Below are 17468 nucleotides of genomic sequence, written 5' to 3' on the forward strand. Positions count from 1 at the left end.
CCGCCCTCAAGTCCTCAGGCGCCCGCGTTCTTCAACGCCGGCTCCAGCTTTTCCCAGGTGTCGACCGAGTCGAGCTTGGCGCCGTTGAGGATGAAAGTCGGCGTGCTCGAGACCTGGAATTGCGTGTTAGCAGTCTGCAGATTCTTGGCGAGCGTTTCGAGCGCGGCCTTATCGCCCAGGCACGCCCGCGCCTTCGCTTCCGGCACGCCGCGCTGCTTGACGAAATCGAGATAGCCGAGCTTTTCGGCCAACGTCGTCGCGACTTCGTTCGGCGACTTGGTCTGCAGCGCGGCCTGATCAGCCGGCGTGATCTTGGTCTGGATATCGCCGATCAGCTTGTCCTGATTGGCCATCATCTGATCGAGCATCGGGAAAAATTGCGCCGGCTCGACGCACTGGCCGAGCAGGATCGGGCCGATGTCGAGCGCGTCATGGACCGGATAATCGCGGAACTCATACGATACCTTGCCGCTCGCAATGTATTTGCTCTTGAGCGCCGGCAAGCCCTCGGCATCGAAATGCGCGCAATGCGGGCAGGTGCGCGCCCCATATTCGATCAGCTTCAGCGGCGCATCGGGATTGCCCATGACAAAGCCACCCTCGGCCGTCTTGCGCACGACATCGGTCCAATTCTGCCCGGCCGGCGCCGGCTTGGCGGCCACCGATCCCGGTGCAGCCGTAGGCGCCTGGCCGTTACCGGTCTGGCCACTCTTGCCGCCGCAGCTCGCGAGCAGCGCCATCGATGCCACGCCCAAGGCCAGTGCGAAACGCTTCACCATCGTCTTGTTCCTCCGGAAGTGTCCGTAAAAGTCATTTGGCGCCCTTGGCGCGCAGGACTGGCTCCATCCCCGACCATTCGATCGGCGGCACGCGGGTGCCGTTCACGAAAAAAGTCGGTGTCCCCTTGATCAGTTTCGATCCGGCGGCGGCGACCTGCACGGTCTGCTGCAGCCTTTTGGGGTCGCTGAGGCAATGGTCGATCTCGGCATCGCTCATGCCCAGCGCCTGAAACTGATTGGCGATCCCGCCCAGCTTGACCAGCGTTTTGAGCTGCTCGGGCACCGGATCGAGCGCGAAACGCGGCGCGTCCTTTTCCAGATAGCGATAGGCGATGCCGAGCCAATCGTCCTGATGCGCAAAAATCGTTTCGGCGGCATCGGCATAGCGACGCGGGCCGATGCATTTGAGCAGCAGCGTGACAGCCAGGTCTGCCTGATCGCGCACGGCTGGGCGATATTCGATCAGCACCGAGCCCGATTTGATCATCTGCCCGCGCAACACCGGCGCGGAGTCGCGCGAGAAGGCCGCGCAATGCGAGCAGGTGAAGCTCAGATACTCGGTTACCTTCACCGGCGCGCGCGGGTTGCCGATCACATAGGTGCCGATGGGCGAAACCTGCACCAGGCTGTTCCAATCGCCTGCGACCGGTGGGGCAGCGGGCACTGGTGCGGCCACGTGCTTGGCCGGGGGTGTGGCTGCGGTGAGCGCCAAGGCCAGCACCGTTACGAAACGCTTCATGCCGGATCGCTCTCCGCTGCCGATGCAACTACAGGCGCGCCGCGCGAAGTGGCGACGCCCGCTGCCAACGCCTCAAGCACCGCGCGAAATTCCGGATCAGCGATGGCGCGCAGGCTGTCGCCGATTTCAGCCGACACCGGCTTGAGCGACGGCGGCGCAGCGCGCGTTGGTGCCGGTGCCGCGAGCGCGCCTTGCCGGAACGCGAGCTTCGCGATCGCTGGATAGCCGAAGAACCGGTTGATCCGCTCGATCAGTTCGGGCGCTACATGCTGCATCATCGGCCCGTGCGCGCCGCGCACGACGAGCGTCAGCGTGCCTTCCTCGCGCTTGCCACGCGGGAAGCGAATCGATTCGGGGCTGGACACCTCGGCGAAGCGCGGGCCGACGATCTCCGCCCAGCGGCTGACGATCGACTGCTGGACAAAGCCGAAGCGCCGAAACGCCGCGCCGCCGATATCAGGCAACAGATCGGCCACCGCGCGCGCCGGCCCGCCGCGACGAATATCGGGCTGGGGCGCGGACCTGGGAGGGGTAGGCAGCCGAGTGCCGCTCTTGCTCATCCTGTCCCCATGCCATAGCGACACGGCCTTCGCCAAGGACCATCCGCGTGCCTCGCTCTGCCCCGTCGCATTCCATGCTTGCCAAGCCCGCTGAGATCGCGCCGACATTGCTCGCCTGGTACGATGCGCATGCCCGCGATCTGCCGTGGCGCGTCAAAAACGGCGCGACCGCAGACCCCTATCGCGTCTGGCTTTCTGAGATCATGCTCCAGCAGACGACGGTCGCGACCGTGCGCACGCGCTATGCGGCGTTTCTGGAGCGCTGGCCGACGGTCGCCGATCTCGCCGCTGCCGACGATGCCGAGCTGATGTCGGCCTGGGCAGGACTCGGCTATTATGCTCGCGCCCGCAACCTGCTTGCCTGCGCCCGTGCGGTGGTGGCCGATCATGGCGGGCATTTTCCGTCAAGCGAAGCAGTGCTGCGAGCCTTGCCGGGGATCGGCGACTATACCGCCGCGGCCATTGCCGCGATCGCTTTCGGTAAGCGCGCCGTGGTGGTCGACGGCAATGTCGCGCGAGTCGTCGCGCGGCTGTTCGCGCTCGCCGAGCCGCTGCCCGGCGCGCGCAACGTGCTCCACCAGCTCACCGACGCCATCACCCCCGCCGCGCGTGCAGGCGATTTCGCGCAAGCGATGATGGACCTGGGCGCAATGGTTTGCACGCCGCGCCGGCCGACCTGCGCGCTGTGTCCGTTGCGACCCCAATGCTCCGCCGCCGATCAGGGGACGCCGGAAGCCTATCCGGTCAAAGCTGCCAAGGTCGCCAAGCCCCAACGCTATGGCACCGCCTTCTGGATCGAGCGTGACGAGAAAGTACTGCTCGTGCGCCGCCCGGCCAAGGGATTGCTCGGCGGTATGCGCGCGCTGCCGACCGGTGCCTGGAGCGACGAGCCGCCTGGGCTCGCCGGCGCTCCTGACGGCATTGCGCATTGGCGGCTGGGCAAGGCGCGCGTCGACCATGTCTTCACGCATTTTCGGCTGCAACTCGCGCTTGCGATTGGCGAGGCGCCCCGGCATGCACCTGACCCGACAGGCGAGTGGTGGCCAATCGCCGATATCGAGTCGGCCGGATTGCCGACCGTGTTCGCCAAGGTAGCAAGGCTGAGGAGGGACGCATGAAGATGGCAGCGGGGAAGATCGCGACAATAGGAACCGCAACGGCACTGCTGCTCGCCGGGACCGCCATCGCGCGCCAGGCGTCGCCGGTGCCGCCCCGGCCTGCCGCGCCGCCGCCAACGGCGATCCCCGCGCCCGCTGCGCCGGTCGTCCCCGCGCTCGCCCGCACCCGCGCCCTCATCGATAGCTATGCCGCGACCAAAAAGGCCCCCGGCATCGTGGCGGCGATCGGCAAGGGTGATGGCGTCAGCTACCTTTCGGCCGGCGCGCTGGCTTATGATCCGGGTGCCCCCGGTGCCGATGCCGATTCGCTATGGCGCGTCTACTCGATGACCAAGCCGCTGACCGCGATGGCAGCGATGATCCTGATCGAGGAAGGCAAGCTCAAGCTCGACGAGCCGATCTCGGACTTCTTCCCCGGCTTTGCACACATGCAAGTGCTGGTCGATCCCGCCAAGGACTTGACCGCGCGGCCCGCCAAGACGCCGATCACGGTGCGCGAGCTGATGACGCACACCGCTGGCCTTGGGTACACCATCGTCACCAAGGGGCCGCTGCTCGACGCGTATAACAAGGCGGGCATCGTCCCGTTCACCGCTGACGCCAAGTCGGAAGCGCAGGCACGGCTGGTTCGCCCCAAGACGCTGAGCGAATTCGCCGAGCGCGTGTCCACGCTACCGCTGATCGCCGAGCCCGGCACCAAATGGAGCTATTCGATCGGCCTCGACGTGCTGGGCGCGGTGATCGAGAAAGCGAGCGGCATGGCGTTCGATCGCTTCCTCCAGACGCGGCTATTCGATCCGCTACAAATGCGCTCGACTTATTTCACCGTGCCGACGAGCGAGGCGAAGCGGCTGGCGTCGGGCTATATCTTCCTGGGCGACACGCCCTATCCGATCGATCCCGGCGCGACCTCGGTTTATCTGCAGCCGCCGAGCTTCCCCTATGGCGGCGCTGGTCTCGTCATGTCGGCGCGCGATTATGATCGCTTCCTCCACATGCTGCAGAATGGCGGTACGCTTGACGGCGTGCGGGTGATGAAGCCGGAAACGGTCGCGCTCGCCATGTCCGATCTGCTGCCGGCGGGCGTCATCTATCCCGGCGCGGTTGCCAATACCGGCGGCGCACAAGGTAGCGATCAAGGCTTCGGCGCGGGCGGCTCGGTGTATCTGCGCGACATTCCCGGCGGCCCGAGCAAGGGCACTTATGGGTGGGGCGGCGCAGCCGGCACGATCGCCTGGGTCGATCCGGTCAAGAAGATCCGTGGCACCGTGATGGTCAATTATCTGCCCGGCGACAAATGGCCGCTGCGCAAGGACGCGACTGCCGCGGTCTACGCCGATCTCGGCCAGTAAGCGCAGGCATGCTCGCGCCCGGCTTTACCGGCAGTACGCTCGACCGCGCGGACCATCTCCGCCATGACGCCGAGGCGCTGGCGGCGGTGACCGGCGATTGGCGCGCGCGGCTGCTCAAGCTGGATGCGGCGCTCAACCCGGCGATTTCGGACGATGGCCGGCTCGAATGGACGAGTCTCGCCGATGCCCCCGATAATGCCGAGCTGATCCTGCTTGGGCTGGATAACGGTAAGCCGCATTTCGCCGCGCTGACACCGGGGATGCGCGCCGGGCAAGGCCGGCCGCTCGCCCTGTTCGCGATGATGGACCGGCTGCAGCCCGGCGAGGCCGCGACTTATGCTGCGGCGCGCAGCGTGGTCGACTGGCACATTCGTCACGGTTTCTGCGCCAATTGCGGGGCCGCGACCGCCCTGTTCCGCGCCGGGTGGGGGCGGCATTGCGATGCCTGCGGCACCGAACATTTCCCCCGCGTCGACCCGGTCGTGATCATGATTGCCGAGCATGACGGTCGAGCGTTGCTCGGCCGCCAGCCGGCCTGGCCGGCGGGTCGCTATTCGGCGCTTGCGGGCTTTCTTGAGCCCGGCGAGTCGATCGAGGAAGCGGTCGCGCGCGAATTGTTCGAGGAAGCCGGCGTGCGCGTGCGCGACGTGCGCTATGTCGCGAGCCAGCCCTGGCCCTTCCCCAGCTCGCTGATGATTGCGTGCGCGGGCCAGGCGGAGGACGACAGGATCACGCTCGACACGCACGAGCTGGAAGATGCGATCTGGGTGGAGCGCGACGTCGTCCGCGCCGTGCTGGCGGGCGAGGTGGGACCGTTTCAGCCACCGCCGCCTTTCGCCATTGCCCACACGCTGCTCAGCGCCTGGGCTGAAGGCTGAGCTATTCGCGCACCCGCGCTTGGGGGTACGTGCCAAGCAGCCGCAGCCATTTCGAGTGGAAGCCCAGTTCCTCCAGCGCGCGGTCGATCGGCGGATCGCCGGGCCGGCCGACGATATCGGCATAGAATTCCGTCGCCGAGAAACTGCCGCCCTTCTGATAGCTCTCCAGCTTGGTCATGTTGACGCCGTTGGTCGCGAAGCCGCCCAGCGCCTTGTAGAGCGCGGCGGGCACGTTCTTCACCTCGAAGATCAGCGTCGTCATGAACGGGCCCGCACCCGTCACCGGCCTGCCGCCGCGGGCGAGCACGACGAAGCGCGTCGTGTTGTGCTCGGCATCCGCGATGTTGGACGCAAGGATATCGAGCCCGTAAATCGCCGCAGCACCCGGCGGCGCCAGTGCGGCAAGCGCAGGATCACCGCGCTCGACAACGAGCGCCGCCGCGCCAGCCGTGTCAGGATAGCTTTCGGGCTGGATGTCGCGCTCGCGCAGCCAATGTCGGCACTGGCCAAGCGCCTGCGGATGGCTGACCGCTTGCCGCACCTCGCCAAGCGCGCCCGCCCCCATCAGCGCATAGCGGATCGGCAGGAAATGCTCGCCAGTGATGACGAGGCCAGATTCAGGCAGCAGAAAGTGAATATCCGCAACCCGGCCGTGCAGCGAATTCTCGATTGGGATGATCGCGCAATCAGCCAGGCCATCGCGCACCGCATCGATCGCGTCGGCGAAATCGAAGCATGGCAAGGGCAGGCAATCGGGAAACGCTTCCAGCGCGGCGATGTGCGAATTGGCCCCCGGCGCCCCCTGGAAAGCGACCGCGCGCGCCGGATCGGCAGCAGCGGCTTCCATCATGCGCGCAACGATGGCGCGCGCGGGCGCGGGGTATTTGTCCATGGTGGGGAGCGCGCTTAACTGCCAGCGCCGGTGCGGGCAAGCGCGGCTTGCGATGCTGCACCGCCGAAGATAAAGGGAGCGCGATTTCTCACCTACAGGGCCTTTTCGCACCATGGACAATCGCACGAACACCATCGCTGGCTGGGTATTGGCCGCCGCCGCCGCGGCGCTGGCGCTCTACCTGTTCAGCACGCTGGCGATGAAGAGCGAGAAGCCGGTGAAGGAAGGCTATGCAGTTGTTGCGGCGGATGATTCCGCCGGCGGCCCGGCTGTGCCCGAAGTGCCATTCGCAACGATGATGGCGCAGTCCGACGTCAGCAAGGGCGAGCAGGTCTTCCAGAAGTGCAAATCGTGCCACACCGCCAACCAGGGCGGCGCCAACGGCATCGGCCCCAATCTCTACGGGATTGTCGGCGATGCGATCGGCGAAGGCCGTGGCGGCTTTGCCTTCTCCGATTCGCTCAAGACCAAGGGCGCGGGCCAGAAGTGGACGTTCGATCTGCTGAACGTGTGGCTGACCAACCCCAAGAAGTTTGCCGATGGCACCAAGATGAGCTTTGCCGGCCTGGAGAAGGAAGACGAGCGCGCCAATGTGATCGCCTATCTGAACGCGCAGGGCTCCAACCTGCCGATGCCCAAGCCGGCACCGGCGGCTCCGGGTGATGGCGCTACCGGCAATGCGACCGCACCTGCCAATGCGAGCGAGCCGGCCAACGCCACGGCGCCGGCTGCGCCTGCCGTAGCTAAATAATCGGGTCGTAGCTCAGGGGAAGAGCGCGCCGCCCCCGGGCGCGACAGTCTCGTCGCCGCCGTAGAAGCGCCGCACCACGCGCCAGCCTTCTTCGGCGGTCTCGACGAAGGTGAAGATCGACAAGTCGCGCTCGGCGATCACGCCTTCCTCGACCAAAGCTTCCCAATTGACCACGCGCTCCCAGAACTCGCGACCGTAGAGCAGCACCGGGATCGGCGCGATCTTGCCCGTCTGGATCAGCGTCAGCAGCTCGAACAGCTCGTCGAAAGTGCCATAGCCGCCGGGAAACGCCGCGAGCGCGCGGGCGTGGAGCAGGAAGTGCATCTTGCGCAGCGCGAAATAGTGGAACTGCATCGACAGGCGCGGCGTGACATAGGGATTGGGCGCCTGCTCATGCGGCAGCACGATGTTGAGCGCGACCGATTCGGCGCCAACGTCGGCGGCGCCGCGATTGGCCGCTTCCATGATCGACGGCCCGCCGCCCGAGCACACCACAAACTGGCGCTTGCCATGCTCGTCGCACGGATGGCTGCTGACGAGGCGAGCAAGCTCGCGCGCGACCTCATAATAGCGCGACTTGGCGACGAGCCGCTCGGCGATGCGGCGGCTTTTCTCGTCGGTCGCACGATCGAGCAGCGCCTGCGCGTTGGCGGGCTCGGGAATGCGCGCCGAGCCGTAAAAGACAAAGGTTGAGCCGATATTCGCTTCCTGAAAGATCAGCTCGGGCTTGAGCAATTCCAGTTGGAAACGCACCGGCCGGAGATCCTCGCGCAACAGGAAGTCCATGTCCTGAAAGGCGAGGCGATAAGCGGCATCTTCGGTCTGCGGCGTCGCGGTGACGGTGCGCGCGGTTTCGGCTTCCTGGCGGGCACGCGCGAAAACGCGTTCGGGGACTTTGGGCTCGGTCATGGCCCTGCCCTAGCGGCAGAATCCGGCGTGGTCATCCTCCAGATGGAAATGGTTGCGATGCGCAGCATTGTAATCGGGGCTCAGCACGGTGCCAAAGCGCTTGCATGCAGAGGCATGGACGACGCGCAGAAACTCGCGGACGGCGGGATCGGGCCCGTTCCAGTCGGCGAGCACCGTCACCCGGCGCCCATCGGCAAGGATGAAGCCGCCGATATCGACGGCATTGGCGATGGCATGGCCCGACAGCCGCGTCGTCGCGGTGCCGATCGTGGCGCGACAGGCATAAGTGCCGAAACTCTCGACCCGCACCAGATCGCTGCCGAGCATCTGCCGCGCCGCCGGTGCGACACCGTTGCGCACCCAGCCCGCAAACGCCCGCGCCAACCCGCAGCGCATCCCCCTCAAGCCCGTCACCGGCACGCCGACGTCAACAAGCTGCACCGCGCCCACCATCGTGCAGCCGCCGCCGAAATCCTGATCAGCGAGCGGCGAATAGGCGACCCCAAGCCGATCGAGATCAGCGAAACAGGCGCGCGTTTCGGCGCTTGCCGGCGCTTGCCACTGGCTGGGGCGATCAAGCGGTAGATTGGGGCGCGGCGGCGTGCGATCTGCCCGCTGGCCGAGACAACCGGTCAGCGCCAACAACAGCAACGTGGCGATGCCCCAACGCATGACCGCAGTCATGAATCGATTGTCGCCGGGGCGCCAGTAGCTTGCGTCAGGGCGAGTCGCCGGGGCGGCGGAAACCGTACCCACAAGCCCGATTGACAGGCCCCGCCAAATCTATACGGCGGTCGACGGGCCACGCGGTCCCAACGCCGCGCGTGCTCTCTGCAAGGAGAGACTGACATGACTGCACCTGCCGCGCTTGACGCCACCCTTGCGTCCGCACCCCCAAAACCCGCCACCAAACCCGCTCGCCCGTTTTTCTCGTCGGGCCCGTGCGCCAAGCCGCCCGGCTGGGACGCTGCCAGGCTCGCGACGCAATCGCTCGGCCGCTCGCACCGCTCCAAGATCGGCAAGGCGCGGCTGCAATATGCGCTCGACCAGATGCGCGAGCTCCTGGCGCTGCCTGACACGCACCGGATCGGCATCGTGCCGGGGTCGGACACCGGCGCGTTCGAAATGGCGATGTGGACGATGCTCGGCGCGCGCGGTGTGACGACGCTGGCGTGGGAAAGCTTCGGCGAAGGCTGGGTGACCGACGCGGTCAAGCAGTTGAAGCTCGACCCGACCGTGATCCGCGCCGATTATGGCCAGCTGCCCGACCTGGACGCGGTCGATTGGTCGACCGACGTGTTGTTCACTTGGAACGGCACCACCAGTGGCGTCCGCGTGCCCGATGGCGACTGGATCGCCGCCGACCGCGAAGGACTGAGCTTTGCCGACGCGACCAGCGCGGTGTTCGCTTATGATTTGCCATGGGACAAGATCGACGTCGCGACCTTCAGCTGGCAGAAAGTGCTGGGCGGCGAAGGCGGGCACGGCGTGCTGATCCTCGGCCCGCGCGCGGTCGAGCGGCTGGAGAGCTATACGCCGGCCTGGCCGCTGCCCAAGGTGTTCCGGCTCGTCTCCAAGGGCGCGCTCAGCGAAGGCGTATTCAAGGGCGAGACGATCAACACGCCCTCCATGCTCGCTGTCGAGGATGCGATCTTCGCGCTCGAATGGGCGAAGGGGCTGGGCGGCTTGGAAGGCCTGATCGCGCGCAGCGACGCCAATGCCGCCGCGCTCGACCGGATCGTGGCGGAACGTGATTGGCTCGGTCACCTCGCTACCGATCCCGCCAGCCGCTCCAAGACCAGCGTCTGCCTGACGGTCGAAGGCGCCGACGAGGGCTTCATCAAGAAGCTGGCCCGCCTGCTCGAAGCGGAAGGCGCAGCGTTCGACATCGCTGGCTATCGCGACGCCCCGCCGGGCCTGCGCATCTGGTGTGGCGCGACGGTCGACACCGCCGATATCGAGGCGCTCGGGCCCTGGCTCGATTGGGCCTACGCGGTGGCCAAACAGTAATTCGTCACCCCGGCCCTGAGCCGGGGTCCAGCTTCTTCTTCGTCGCCGCGTTAAGCGGGACCCCGGATCAAGTCCGGGGTGACGGTAAACTTCAAGGATACTGACCCATGCCCAAAGTCCTCATTTCCGACAAAATGGACCCCAACGCTGCCGCCATTTTCCGCGCGCGCGGTGTCGAGGTCGACGAGATCACCGGCAAGACCAAGGACGAGCTGATCGCAATCATCGGCCAATATGACGGCCTCGCCATCCGTTCCGCGACCAAAGTGACCAAAGAAGTGCTCGACGCCGCGACCAATCTGCGGGTCATCGGCCGAGCCGGCATCGGCGTCGATAATGTCGACATCCCCTATGCCAGCGGCAAGGGCGTGGTCGTCATGAATACCCCGTTCGGCAATTCGATCACCACCGCCGAGCACGCCATTGCGCTCATGTTCGCGCTCGCCCGCCAGCTGCCCGAGGCCGATGCCTCGACCCAGGCCGGCAAGTGGGAGAAGAACCGCTTCATGGGCGTCGAGCTCTACGCCAAGACGCTGGGGCTGATCGGCGCGGGCAATATCGGCTCGATCGTCGCCGATCGCGCGCTGGGCCTGAAGATGAAGGTGATCGCCTATGATCCCTTCCTGACTCCCGAGCGCGCGATCGAGATGGGGGTGGAAAAAGTAACGCTCGACGATTTGCTGGCGCGTGCCGATTTCATCACGCTCCACACGCCGCTTACTGACCAGACGCGCAACATCCTCGGCCGCGACAATCTCGCCAAGACGAAGAAGGGCGTGCGCATCATCAATTGCGCTCGCGGCGGGCTGATCGACGAGGCGGCGCTGAAGGAATTGCTCGATAGCGGTCACATCGCCGGCGCCGCGCTCGACGTGTTCCAGACCGAGCCTGCGCATGAATCGCCGCTGTTCGGCACGCCGGGCTTCATCTCGACGCCGCACTTGGGCGCCTCGACCACCGAAGCGCAAGTCAATGTCGCGCTCCAGGTCGCCGAGCAGATGGCCGATTATCTGGTGACCGGCGGTATCACCAACGCGCTCAACGTGCCCAGCCTCAGCGCCGAGGAAGCGCCGAAGCTCAAGCCCTATATGGGGCTGGCGGAAAAGCTCGGCTCTCTCGTCGGCCAACTCGCCCATGACGCGCTCACCTCGGTCGCGATCGAGACCGAAGGCGCCGCCGCCGAACTCAACCAGAAGCCGATCACCAGCGCGGTGCTCGCCGGGCTGATGCGGGTCCATTCGGACACGGTCAACATGGTCAACGCACCGTTCCTGGCTAAGGAGCGCGGGCTCGACGTGCGCGAAGTGCGGCATGATCGCGAGGGCGATTACCACACACTCGTCCGCGTGACGGTGAAGACGCAAGCCGGCGACCGATCCGTCGCCGGCACGCTGTTCGGCGATCAGGCGCCGCGCTTGGTCGAGCTGTTCGGCATCAAGGTGGAGGCCGACTTGGTTGGTCATATGCTCTATGTCGTTAACGAAGACGCGCCGGGCTTTATCGGCCGGCTCGGCAGCTTGCTGGGCGAGGCCGGCGTCAACATCGCGACCTTCCACCTCGGGCGCCGACAAGCAGGCGGCGAAGCGATCCTGCTGCTCTCGGTCGACGACGCCGTGACGCCCGAGATGATCGCCCGGGTCCGCGCGCTCGCGGGGGTGAAAACGGCGATGGCGCTCAAGTTTTGAGGTGGCTAAGGGGCGGTCATGACTTCCTCCCTGCTGCCTGAGGGTTTTCATGACCGCCTGCCGCCCGCTGGCGACGCGGCGGCGCGGCTGGAGGCACGGGTGCTCGAGACGGCGTTCGGCTATGGTTATGAGCGCGTCGACCCGCCGCTGATCGAGTTCATCGACGGGCTGGCGGCGCGGTTGAAGGCATCGCGCACGATTGATGCGGTGCGCTATGTCGATCCCGTCTCGCAGCGCACGCTGGCGATCCGGCCGGACATCACCGCGCAGGTCGGCCGGATTGCCGCGACGCGGATGGCGCATCACCCGCGCCCGGTGCGGCTGAGCTATGCCGGCCCGGTGGTGAAGCTGCGTGCCTCCGAGCTCGCGCCGGAGCGCGAGCAGCGGCAATTGGGGTGCGAGCTGATCGGCCTCGACAGCGTGGCGGCGGCGCGCGAAGTAGTGACGGTTGCTGTCGAGGCGCTTGCAGCTGCCGGCGTTTGTGATCTCTCGATCGACTTCACCCTGCCCGATCTCGTCGACACGCTGGCGGCCGGGCCATTGGCGGTGGCCGCCGACCACGTCGATGCACTCAAAGACCGCCTCGATGCCAAGGATGCCGGCGGCGTCGCCGCGATCGACCGGCGGTATTTGGCGCTGATCGAAGCCGCCGGGCCGTTCAAAGCCTCGCATGATCGGCTCTGCCAGTTCGATGTTGGCGGCGCGCTCACCAGCCGGCTCGACGGCCTGTGGCAAATCGCTGAAGGGCTAAGCGGCCGCGCCTCGCTCACCCTCGACCCCACTGAACGGCACGGTTTCGAATATCAGTCATGGATCGGCTTTTCGATCTTCGCCGGCGGCTTGCGGCGTGAAATCGGGCGCGGCGGCAGCTATACCATTTTGCGCGAGGATGGCGGCGAGGAAGTCGCGATCGGCTTTTCGCTTTATGCCGATGCGATTGTCGATGCGGGCATCGCGCCGGCCGAGCGACGGCGGCTGTTCGTGCCGCTGGGGAGCGACCCCGCGCTCGCGGCCGCCCGGCGTGCCGAGGGTTGGGTGACCGTCGCCGCGCTCGACGCCGAGGACAGTGCCAGCGCGCAGCTTTGCACCCATGTCCTGGTGGGCGGCGAGGTTAAGCCCATCTAATCCGTCATCCCGGCGAAGGCTGGAATCGTCATGACTGCTATTATGGCCAGCGATCCCAGCTTTCGCTGGGATGACGTTAAGGGCCAGGCTTTCACTGGTTGACCCTCTCCCCACTCCCCGCTACCCGACCCGCCGAACGTTACCCACCCCACGTGCCGAGTCCTGTCGAAGGCCGCGCGGGTCCCTTCCGGCAGGGGGAAACGTGTATCCATGGCCAATGTAGCAGTGATCGGCGCCCAATGGGGCGATGAGGGCAAGGGCAAGATCGTCGATTGGCTCGCCGAGCGGGCGGATATGGTGGTGCGCTTCCAGGGCGGGCATAATGCCGGGCACACGCTGGTCATCGGCAACACCGTCTATAAGCTGTCGCTGCTGCCATCGGGAATCGTGCGGGGCACGCCGAGCGTGATCGGCAATGGCGTGGTGCTCGATCCCTGGGCGCTGAAGGCCGAGGTCGAGAAGCTGGCGGCACAGGGCGTAGCGATCAGCCCCGAGACGTTGCGCATCGCCGACAATTGCCCGCTGATCCTGCCATTTCACCGCGATCTCGACGCGCTGCGCGAGGATGCGAGCGGGGCGGGCAAGATCGGCACGACGCGGCGCGGCATTGGCCCCGCTTACGAAGACAAGGTTGGCCGCCGCGCGATCCGGGTGTGCGATCTGGCGCATCTCGACGACCTCGGCCCGCAGCTCGACCGGCTGACCGCGCATCACGATGCGCTGCGCGCCGGCTTTGGCCAGCCGCCGATCGATCGCGCGGCGCTGCTTGCCGAGTTGCGCGATATCGCCGATTTCGTGCTGCAATTCGCCCGCCCGGTGTGGCGCGACCTGAACGAAGCGCGCGCGCGCGGGCGGCGCATTCTGTTCGAAGGCGCGCAGGGCGTGCTGCTCGATATCGACCACGGCACTTACCCGTTCGTCACTTCGTCGAACACTGTGGCGGGTACGGCAGCGAGCGGATCGGGGCTGGGCCCGTCAGGCGTCGGCTTCGTGCTCGGGATCGCTAAGGCCTACACCACCCGCGTCGGCTCCGGCCCCTTCCCGACCGAGCTTGACGACGCGATAGGCGAGCGGATCGGCGAGCGCGGCCATGAATTCGGCACCGTTACGGGGCGCAAGCGGCGCTGCGGCTGGTTCGATGCGGTGCTGGTGCGGCAATCGGCGGCCGTCGGTGGCATCACCGGCATCGCGCTCACCAAGATCGACGTGCTCGACGGGTTCGACACGGTGCGGATTTGCACCGGCTATCGACTGCGTGGGCAAGTGATCGATTATTTTCCGGCCCATGCCGCCGATCAGGCGGCGGTCGAGCCGGTTTACGAGGACTTGCCTGGCTGGACCGAATCGACCGCCGGCGCGCGCAGCTGGGCCGATCTGCCGGCCCCTGCGATCAAATATATCAAGCGGATTGAGGAACTGATCCGCTGCCCGGTGGCCCTGGTCTCAACCAGCCCGGAGCGCGAAGACACCATCCTGGTCCGCGATCCGTTTGCAGATTGAATTATGTAAATTTAGAATTATTTGTTTTTACATATTCGAATACGGTCAAATATTTATTATCTACCTATCGCGCCAAAAGACACATAATAAAGAAGCAATCCGAAATGCTCCTTTTGATATTTTAACTTTCAAGTCTTTAGGAAACTACTTGACGCTGTTTGCGGCGAGAGTTTCCGAATATTTATATAATTTACGCTTATTGTCTTCATGTGTGTTCACACAATAGACTTAAATTCGACCCTCCAAGCCCTGATTTCCATCAAATACTCCTAGATTATAACGCTCAACCTTTCGACCGTTACCAAACCATTGATCATATTATAATATCTGACAATAATAGAACGCGAAAATGATAGTTTCACTGTGCATTGGTTTCGTTTGGCGACGCCTGGTCGTATAAGTACCCAAGACAGTTTATTTTATAGGCTGTGTTGGTAGCTTACAAGCGAGGTAGTTATGGAGTTACCGGACGAATTTAGCCATATAATCCCTATTGTGATTTTGTGCGGATGGGTCACATCGTCCGTTATCATGGCATTTGCAGCACCAATTCGTGCTTATTATTACGGTAAAGCTGAATTGCTGAGAGCTCAAAGAATTGACTTTACCCCGTTCAACAACGATAATCTTGTTTGACGCGCTGTTAATATCACAAAGCTTCGCTTACAGGAGAGAGTAACGCCGGGCGCTCGAAAGTCACAAAAATAGCGCTTTCGACATTGAGTTCGAGAATGCAAATTGATGTTGTGCCTAGCTATTCTACTTGATTTCAGCCCACCTGGCCGCGATGGCGCAATTTGTGATCGGCCAGCACGATCGCGACCATCGCCTCGACCACCGGCGCGCCGCGGATGCCGACGCACGGATCGTGCCGCCCCTTGGTGACGATGTCGGTCGCCTCGCCGTCGCGGGTGATCGTCTCAACGGGGGTCAGGATCGAGCTGGTCGGCTTGAACGCGACGCGCAGCGCGATCGGCTGGCCGGTCGAAATGCCCCCGGCGATTCCGCCGGCGTGGTTGGCGAGGAAGATCGGACCGTCATTGCCCGGGCGCATCCGGTCGGCATTTTCCTCGCCCGACAGAGCGGCGGCGGCAAAGCCGTCGCCAATCTCGACGCCCTTGACCGCGTTGATGCCCATGCAAGCGGCGGCCAGATCGGCATCGAGCTTGGCGTAGATCGGCGCCCCCCAGCCAGCGGGCACCCCCGTCGCGCTGCACGCGATCACCGCGCCGAGCGACGAGCCGGCCTTGCGCGCCGCATCGATCTTGGCTTCCCAGCGTCCTGCGGCGGCGGCATCGGGGCAAAAGAACGGGTTGCGATCGATTTCGGCAGCGTCGAAATTAGCAGGGTCGATCGCATCCCCACCGACCGCCTCGACCCACGCGGTGATCGTCACTTCGGGAATCACCAGACGCGCCACCGCGCCCGCCGCCACCCGCATCGCCGTTTCCCGCGCCGACGATCGCCCGCCGCCGCGATAATCGCGAAAGCCGTATTTGGCATCATATGCGTAATCGGCATGGCCCGGGCGATAGGCCTGGGCGACGTCGGAATAATCCTTTGATCGCTGGTCGACATTGTCGATCATCAGACTGATCGGCGTGCCTGTCGTCCGCCCCTCGAACACGCCGGAGAGGATGCGGACCGCGTCCGGCTCCTGCCGCTGCGTCGTGAAGCGGGACTGGCCGGGGCGACGCTTGTCGAGATAGGGCTGGATATCAGCCTCTGAGAGCGCGATTCCCGGCGGGCAGCCATCGACCACCGCACCGATCGCCGGCCCGTGGCTCTCGCCCCAGGTCGTTACGCGGAACAAATGGCCGAAGCTGTTGTGGCTCATGCTCCCACCCGTCCAAACGCCGGCGCATGGTGCGCCACCCCCGCATCGGGCACGCTCAGCGTATCGCACAGCCAAAGCGCCATGAACGCATCGCCGGCATAAGGCGAGGCAAAAGGTCGAGCGAGCTGAGCCGAATAGCCGAAACGCTCATAATAATCTGCGTCGCCGAGAACGAAAGCGAGGCGCGCTGGCGTTTCGGCCAACACGGCGTGCGCATGGTCGACCAGCGCCGAGCCGATGCCGTGCCTTTGGTGAGCCGGCGACACCGACAACGGCGCCAGCGCTAGCGCCTCGATCGGTACACCATCAGCAACGACGTCCATCCGGCTGAACAAGATGTGGCCGATAATTTCGCCATCTGCTTCTGCAACCAGCTCGAGCACGGCATGGCCATCGTCATGGAGTGCGCCAACCAGATCGGCCTCGCCATTATGGCCGTAAGGCGTCGCGGCGAATGCCCGCGCGACCAGCTTGCTGATCGATGCCTGATCCTCTGCTCGCGCCAACCGGATGGCGGCAGCGCTCATGCCAGCGTAATATCCGGCGCGTCTTCGGCTTTCATGCCGATGACGTGGTAGCCGGCATCGACATGGTGCGTCTCACCCGTCACGCCTGCGGACAGGTCGGACAGCAGATACACCCCTGCACCGCCGACATCCTCGATCGTCACATTGCGCTTCAGCGGTGAGTTATACTCGTTCCACTTCAGGATCAGGCGGAAATCACCGATGCCGCTGGCCGCCAGCGTTTTGATCGGCCCGGCGGAAATGGCATTCACGCGGATATTGTCGCGGCCCAGGTCCATCGCGAGATACTGGACGCTCGTCTCCAGCGCTGACTTGGCCACGCCCATCACATTGTAATGCGGCACCACCTTCTCGGCGCCATAATAGCTCAAGGTCAGCAGCGAGCCGCCATCGGGCATCAGCTCGCGCGCGCGCTTGGCAACGGCGGTGAAGCTGTAGACCGAGATGTTCATCGTATGGAGGAAATTGTCGAGGCTGGTGTCATAATAGCGGCCGCGCAGCTCGTTCTTGTCGGAAAAGCCGATTGCGTGAACGACGAAATCGAGCTTGCCCCAGCGCGTCCGCAAACTATCGAACAGCGCGTCGAGCGAGGCCATGTCCGCCACGTCGCAATCGAACAAATTCTGCGAGCCCAGGCTCTCAGCGAGCGGCCGCACGCGCTTTTCGATCGCCTCGCCCTGATAGGAAAAGGCCAATTCGGCACCGTGCTCGGCGAGCTTTTTGGCGATGCCCCAGGCCAGCGACCGATCATTGGCGAGGCCCATGATGAGCCCGCGCTTTCCCGCCATCAATTCCGTCACGCTGCC

Annotated in this window: 17 protein-coding genes; 8 read left to right on the plus strand and 9 right to left on the minus strand. The window is 65.0% G+C overall.

The annotated features are described in order from the left end of the window. Positions 1-14 precede the first annotated feature (14 nt). Genes ACLB0R_RS12735 through ACLB0R_RS12745 form a run of 3 tightly spaced genes read right to left on the minus strand, consistent with a single transcriptional unit; the run spans position 15 to position 2078 of the window. Positions 15-779, minus strand: a complete 765-nt coding sequence (locus ACLB0R_RS12735) for a thioredoxin domain-containing protein (RefSeq protein ID WP_416643326.1) — start codon at positions 777-779, stop codon at positions 15-17. Positions 780-810: 31 nt separating this feature from the next. Then, positions 811-1518 carry a thioredoxin domain-containing protein gene (locus ACLB0R_RS12740; protein ID WP_416643325.1) on the minus strand — a complete coding sequence of 236 codons (708 nt, stop codon included), beginning with the start codon at positions 1516-1518 and terminating at the stop codon, positions 811-813. Further along, the gene (locus ACLB0R_RS12745) at positions 1515-2078 is read right to left on the minus strand and encodes a DUF721 domain-containing protein (protein WP_416643324.1); all 564 of its coding nucleotides are present in this window, start codon (positions 2076-2078) and stop codon (positions 1515-1517) included. Before ACLB0R_RS12745 ends, ACLB0R_RS12740 begins: the two co-directional genes overlap by 4 nt. Positions 2079-2152: 74 nt before the next feature. On the opposite strand from ACLB0R_RS12745, the gene mutY reads away from it, so the two are divergent. Genes mutY through nudC form a run of 3 tightly spaced genes read left to right on the plus strand, consistent with a single transcriptional unit; the run spans position 2153 to position 5426 of the window. After that, on the plus strand, positions 2153-3196 hold the full coding sequence (gene mutY, locus ACLB0R_RS12750; protein ID WP_416643945.1) for an A/G-specific adenine glycosylase: 1044 nt from the start codon (positions 2153-2155) through the stop codon (positions 3194-3196). Between the two features lie 2 nt (positions 3197-3198). Beyond that, positions 3199-4548: a serine hydrolase domain-containing protein gene (locus ACLB0R_RS12755; RefSeq protein ID WP_416643944.1), complete on the plus strand. Its 1350-nt coding sequence runs from the start codon at positions 3199-3201 to the stop codon at positions 4546-4548. A gap of 8 nt (positions 4549-4556) precedes the next feature. Then, positions 4557-5426, plus strand: a complete 870-nt coding sequence (gene nudC / locus ACLB0R_RS12760; protein WP_416643323.1) for an NAD(+) diphosphatase — start codon at positions 4557-4559, stop codon at positions 5424-5426. Position 5427: 1 nt separating this feature from the next. Here the strand turns inward: nudC and ACLB0R_RS12765 are convergent, their stop codons facing one another. Next, entirely contained in the window at positions 5428-6318 is an 891-nt protein-coding gene (locus tag ACLB0R_RS12765; protein ID WP_416643322.1) for a prephenate dehydratase, read from the minus strand. 112 nt (positions 6319-6430) lie between these two features. Between ACLB0R_RS12765 and ACLB0R_RS12770 the strand changes: the two genes are divergently transcribed. Further along, a complete protein-coding gene (locus ACLB0R_RS12770; RefSeq protein ID WP_416643321.1) occupies positions 6431-7069 on the plus strand; it encodes a c-type cytochrome in 639 nt (212 codons plus the stop codon). 12 nt (positions 7070-7081) lie between these two features. On the opposite strand, the gene ACLB0R_RS12775 is transcribed toward ACLB0R_RS12770, so the two are convergent. Continuing rightward, positions 7082-7978, minus strand: coding sequence for an LOG family protein (locus ACLB0R_RS12775; RefSeq protein ID WP_416643320.1), 897 nt, complete (start codon positions 7976-7978; stop codon positions 7082-7084). Positions 7979-7987: 9 nt separating this feature from the next. Further along, positions 7988-8662, minus strand: a complete 675-nt coding sequence (locus ACLB0R_RS12780) for an extensin family protein (protein ID WP_416643319.1) — start codon at positions 8660-8662, stop codon at positions 7988-7990. 165 nt (positions 8663-8827) lie between these two features. On the opposite strand from ACLB0R_RS12780, the gene ACLB0R_RS12785 reads away from it, so the two are divergent. The 4 genes from ACLB0R_RS12785 to ACLB0R_RS12800 all read left to right on the plus strand — a co-directional run bounded on the left by ACLB0R_RS12785 (position 8828) and on the right by ACLB0R_RS12800 (position 14298). Beyond that, positions 8828-9988 carry a phosphoserine transaminase gene (locus ACLB0R_RS12785; protein WP_416643318.1) on the plus strand — a complete coding sequence of 387 codons (1161 nt, stop codon included), beginning with the start codon at positions 8828-8830 and terminating at the stop codon, positions 9986-9988. Positions 9989-10095: 107 nt separating this feature from the next. Beyond that, entirely contained in the window at positions 10096-11673 is a 1578-nt protein-coding gene (serA, locus tag ACLB0R_RS12790) for a phosphoglycerate dehydrogenase (protein ID WP_416643317.1), read from the plus strand. 18 nt (positions 11674-11691) lie between these two features. Beyond that, positions 11692-12798, plus strand: coding sequence for an ATP phosphoribosyltransferase regulatory subunit (locus tag ACLB0R_RS12795; RefSeq protein ID WP_416643316.1), 1107 nt, complete (start codon positions 11692-11694; stop codon positions 12796-12798). A 210-nt stretch (positions 12799-13008) separates the two neighbouring features. After that, positions 13009-14298 (plus strand): adenylosuccinate synthase, encoded by a 1290-nt coding sequence (locus ACLB0R_RS12800; RefSeq protein ID WP_416643315.1) that lies wholly within the window; start codon positions 13009-13011, stop codon positions 14296-14298. A 769-nt stretch (positions 14299-15067) separates the two neighbouring features. Here ACLB0R_RS12800 and aroC read toward each other — a convergent pair. From aroC to fabI, 3 genes are read right to left on the minus strand one after another with little or no spacing between them, the layout of a single operon-like run. Further along, positions 15068-16135: a chorismate synthase gene (aroC, locus tag ACLB0R_RS12805; RefSeq protein ID WP_416643314.1), complete on the minus strand. Its 1068-nt coding sequence runs from the start codon at positions 16133-16135 to the stop codon at positions 15068-15070. Beyond that, positions 16132-16662: a GNAT family N-acetyltransferase gene (locus ACLB0R_RS12810; protein ID WP_416643313.1), complete on the minus strand. Its 531-nt coding sequence runs from the start codon at positions 16660-16662 to the stop codon at positions 16132-16134. Before ACLB0R_RS12810 ends, aroC begins: the two co-directional genes overlap by 4 nt. After that, complete coding sequence (fabI, locus tag ACLB0R_RS12815) at positions 16659-17462, minus strand: enoyl-ACP reductase FabI (RefSeq protein WP_416643312.1); 804 nt, start codon at positions 17460-17462, stop codon at positions 16659-16661. The genes ACLB0R_RS12810 and fabI overlap by 4 nt, the downstream gene beginning before the upstream one ends. Between the last annotated feature and the right edge of the window lie 6 nt (positions 17463-17468).

The sequence above is a fragment of the Sphingomonas sp. GlSt437 genome, from assembly GCF_048015635.2.
GTDB lineage: Bacteria > Pseudomonadota > Alphaproteobacteria > Sphingomonadales > Sphingomonadaceae > Sphingomonas.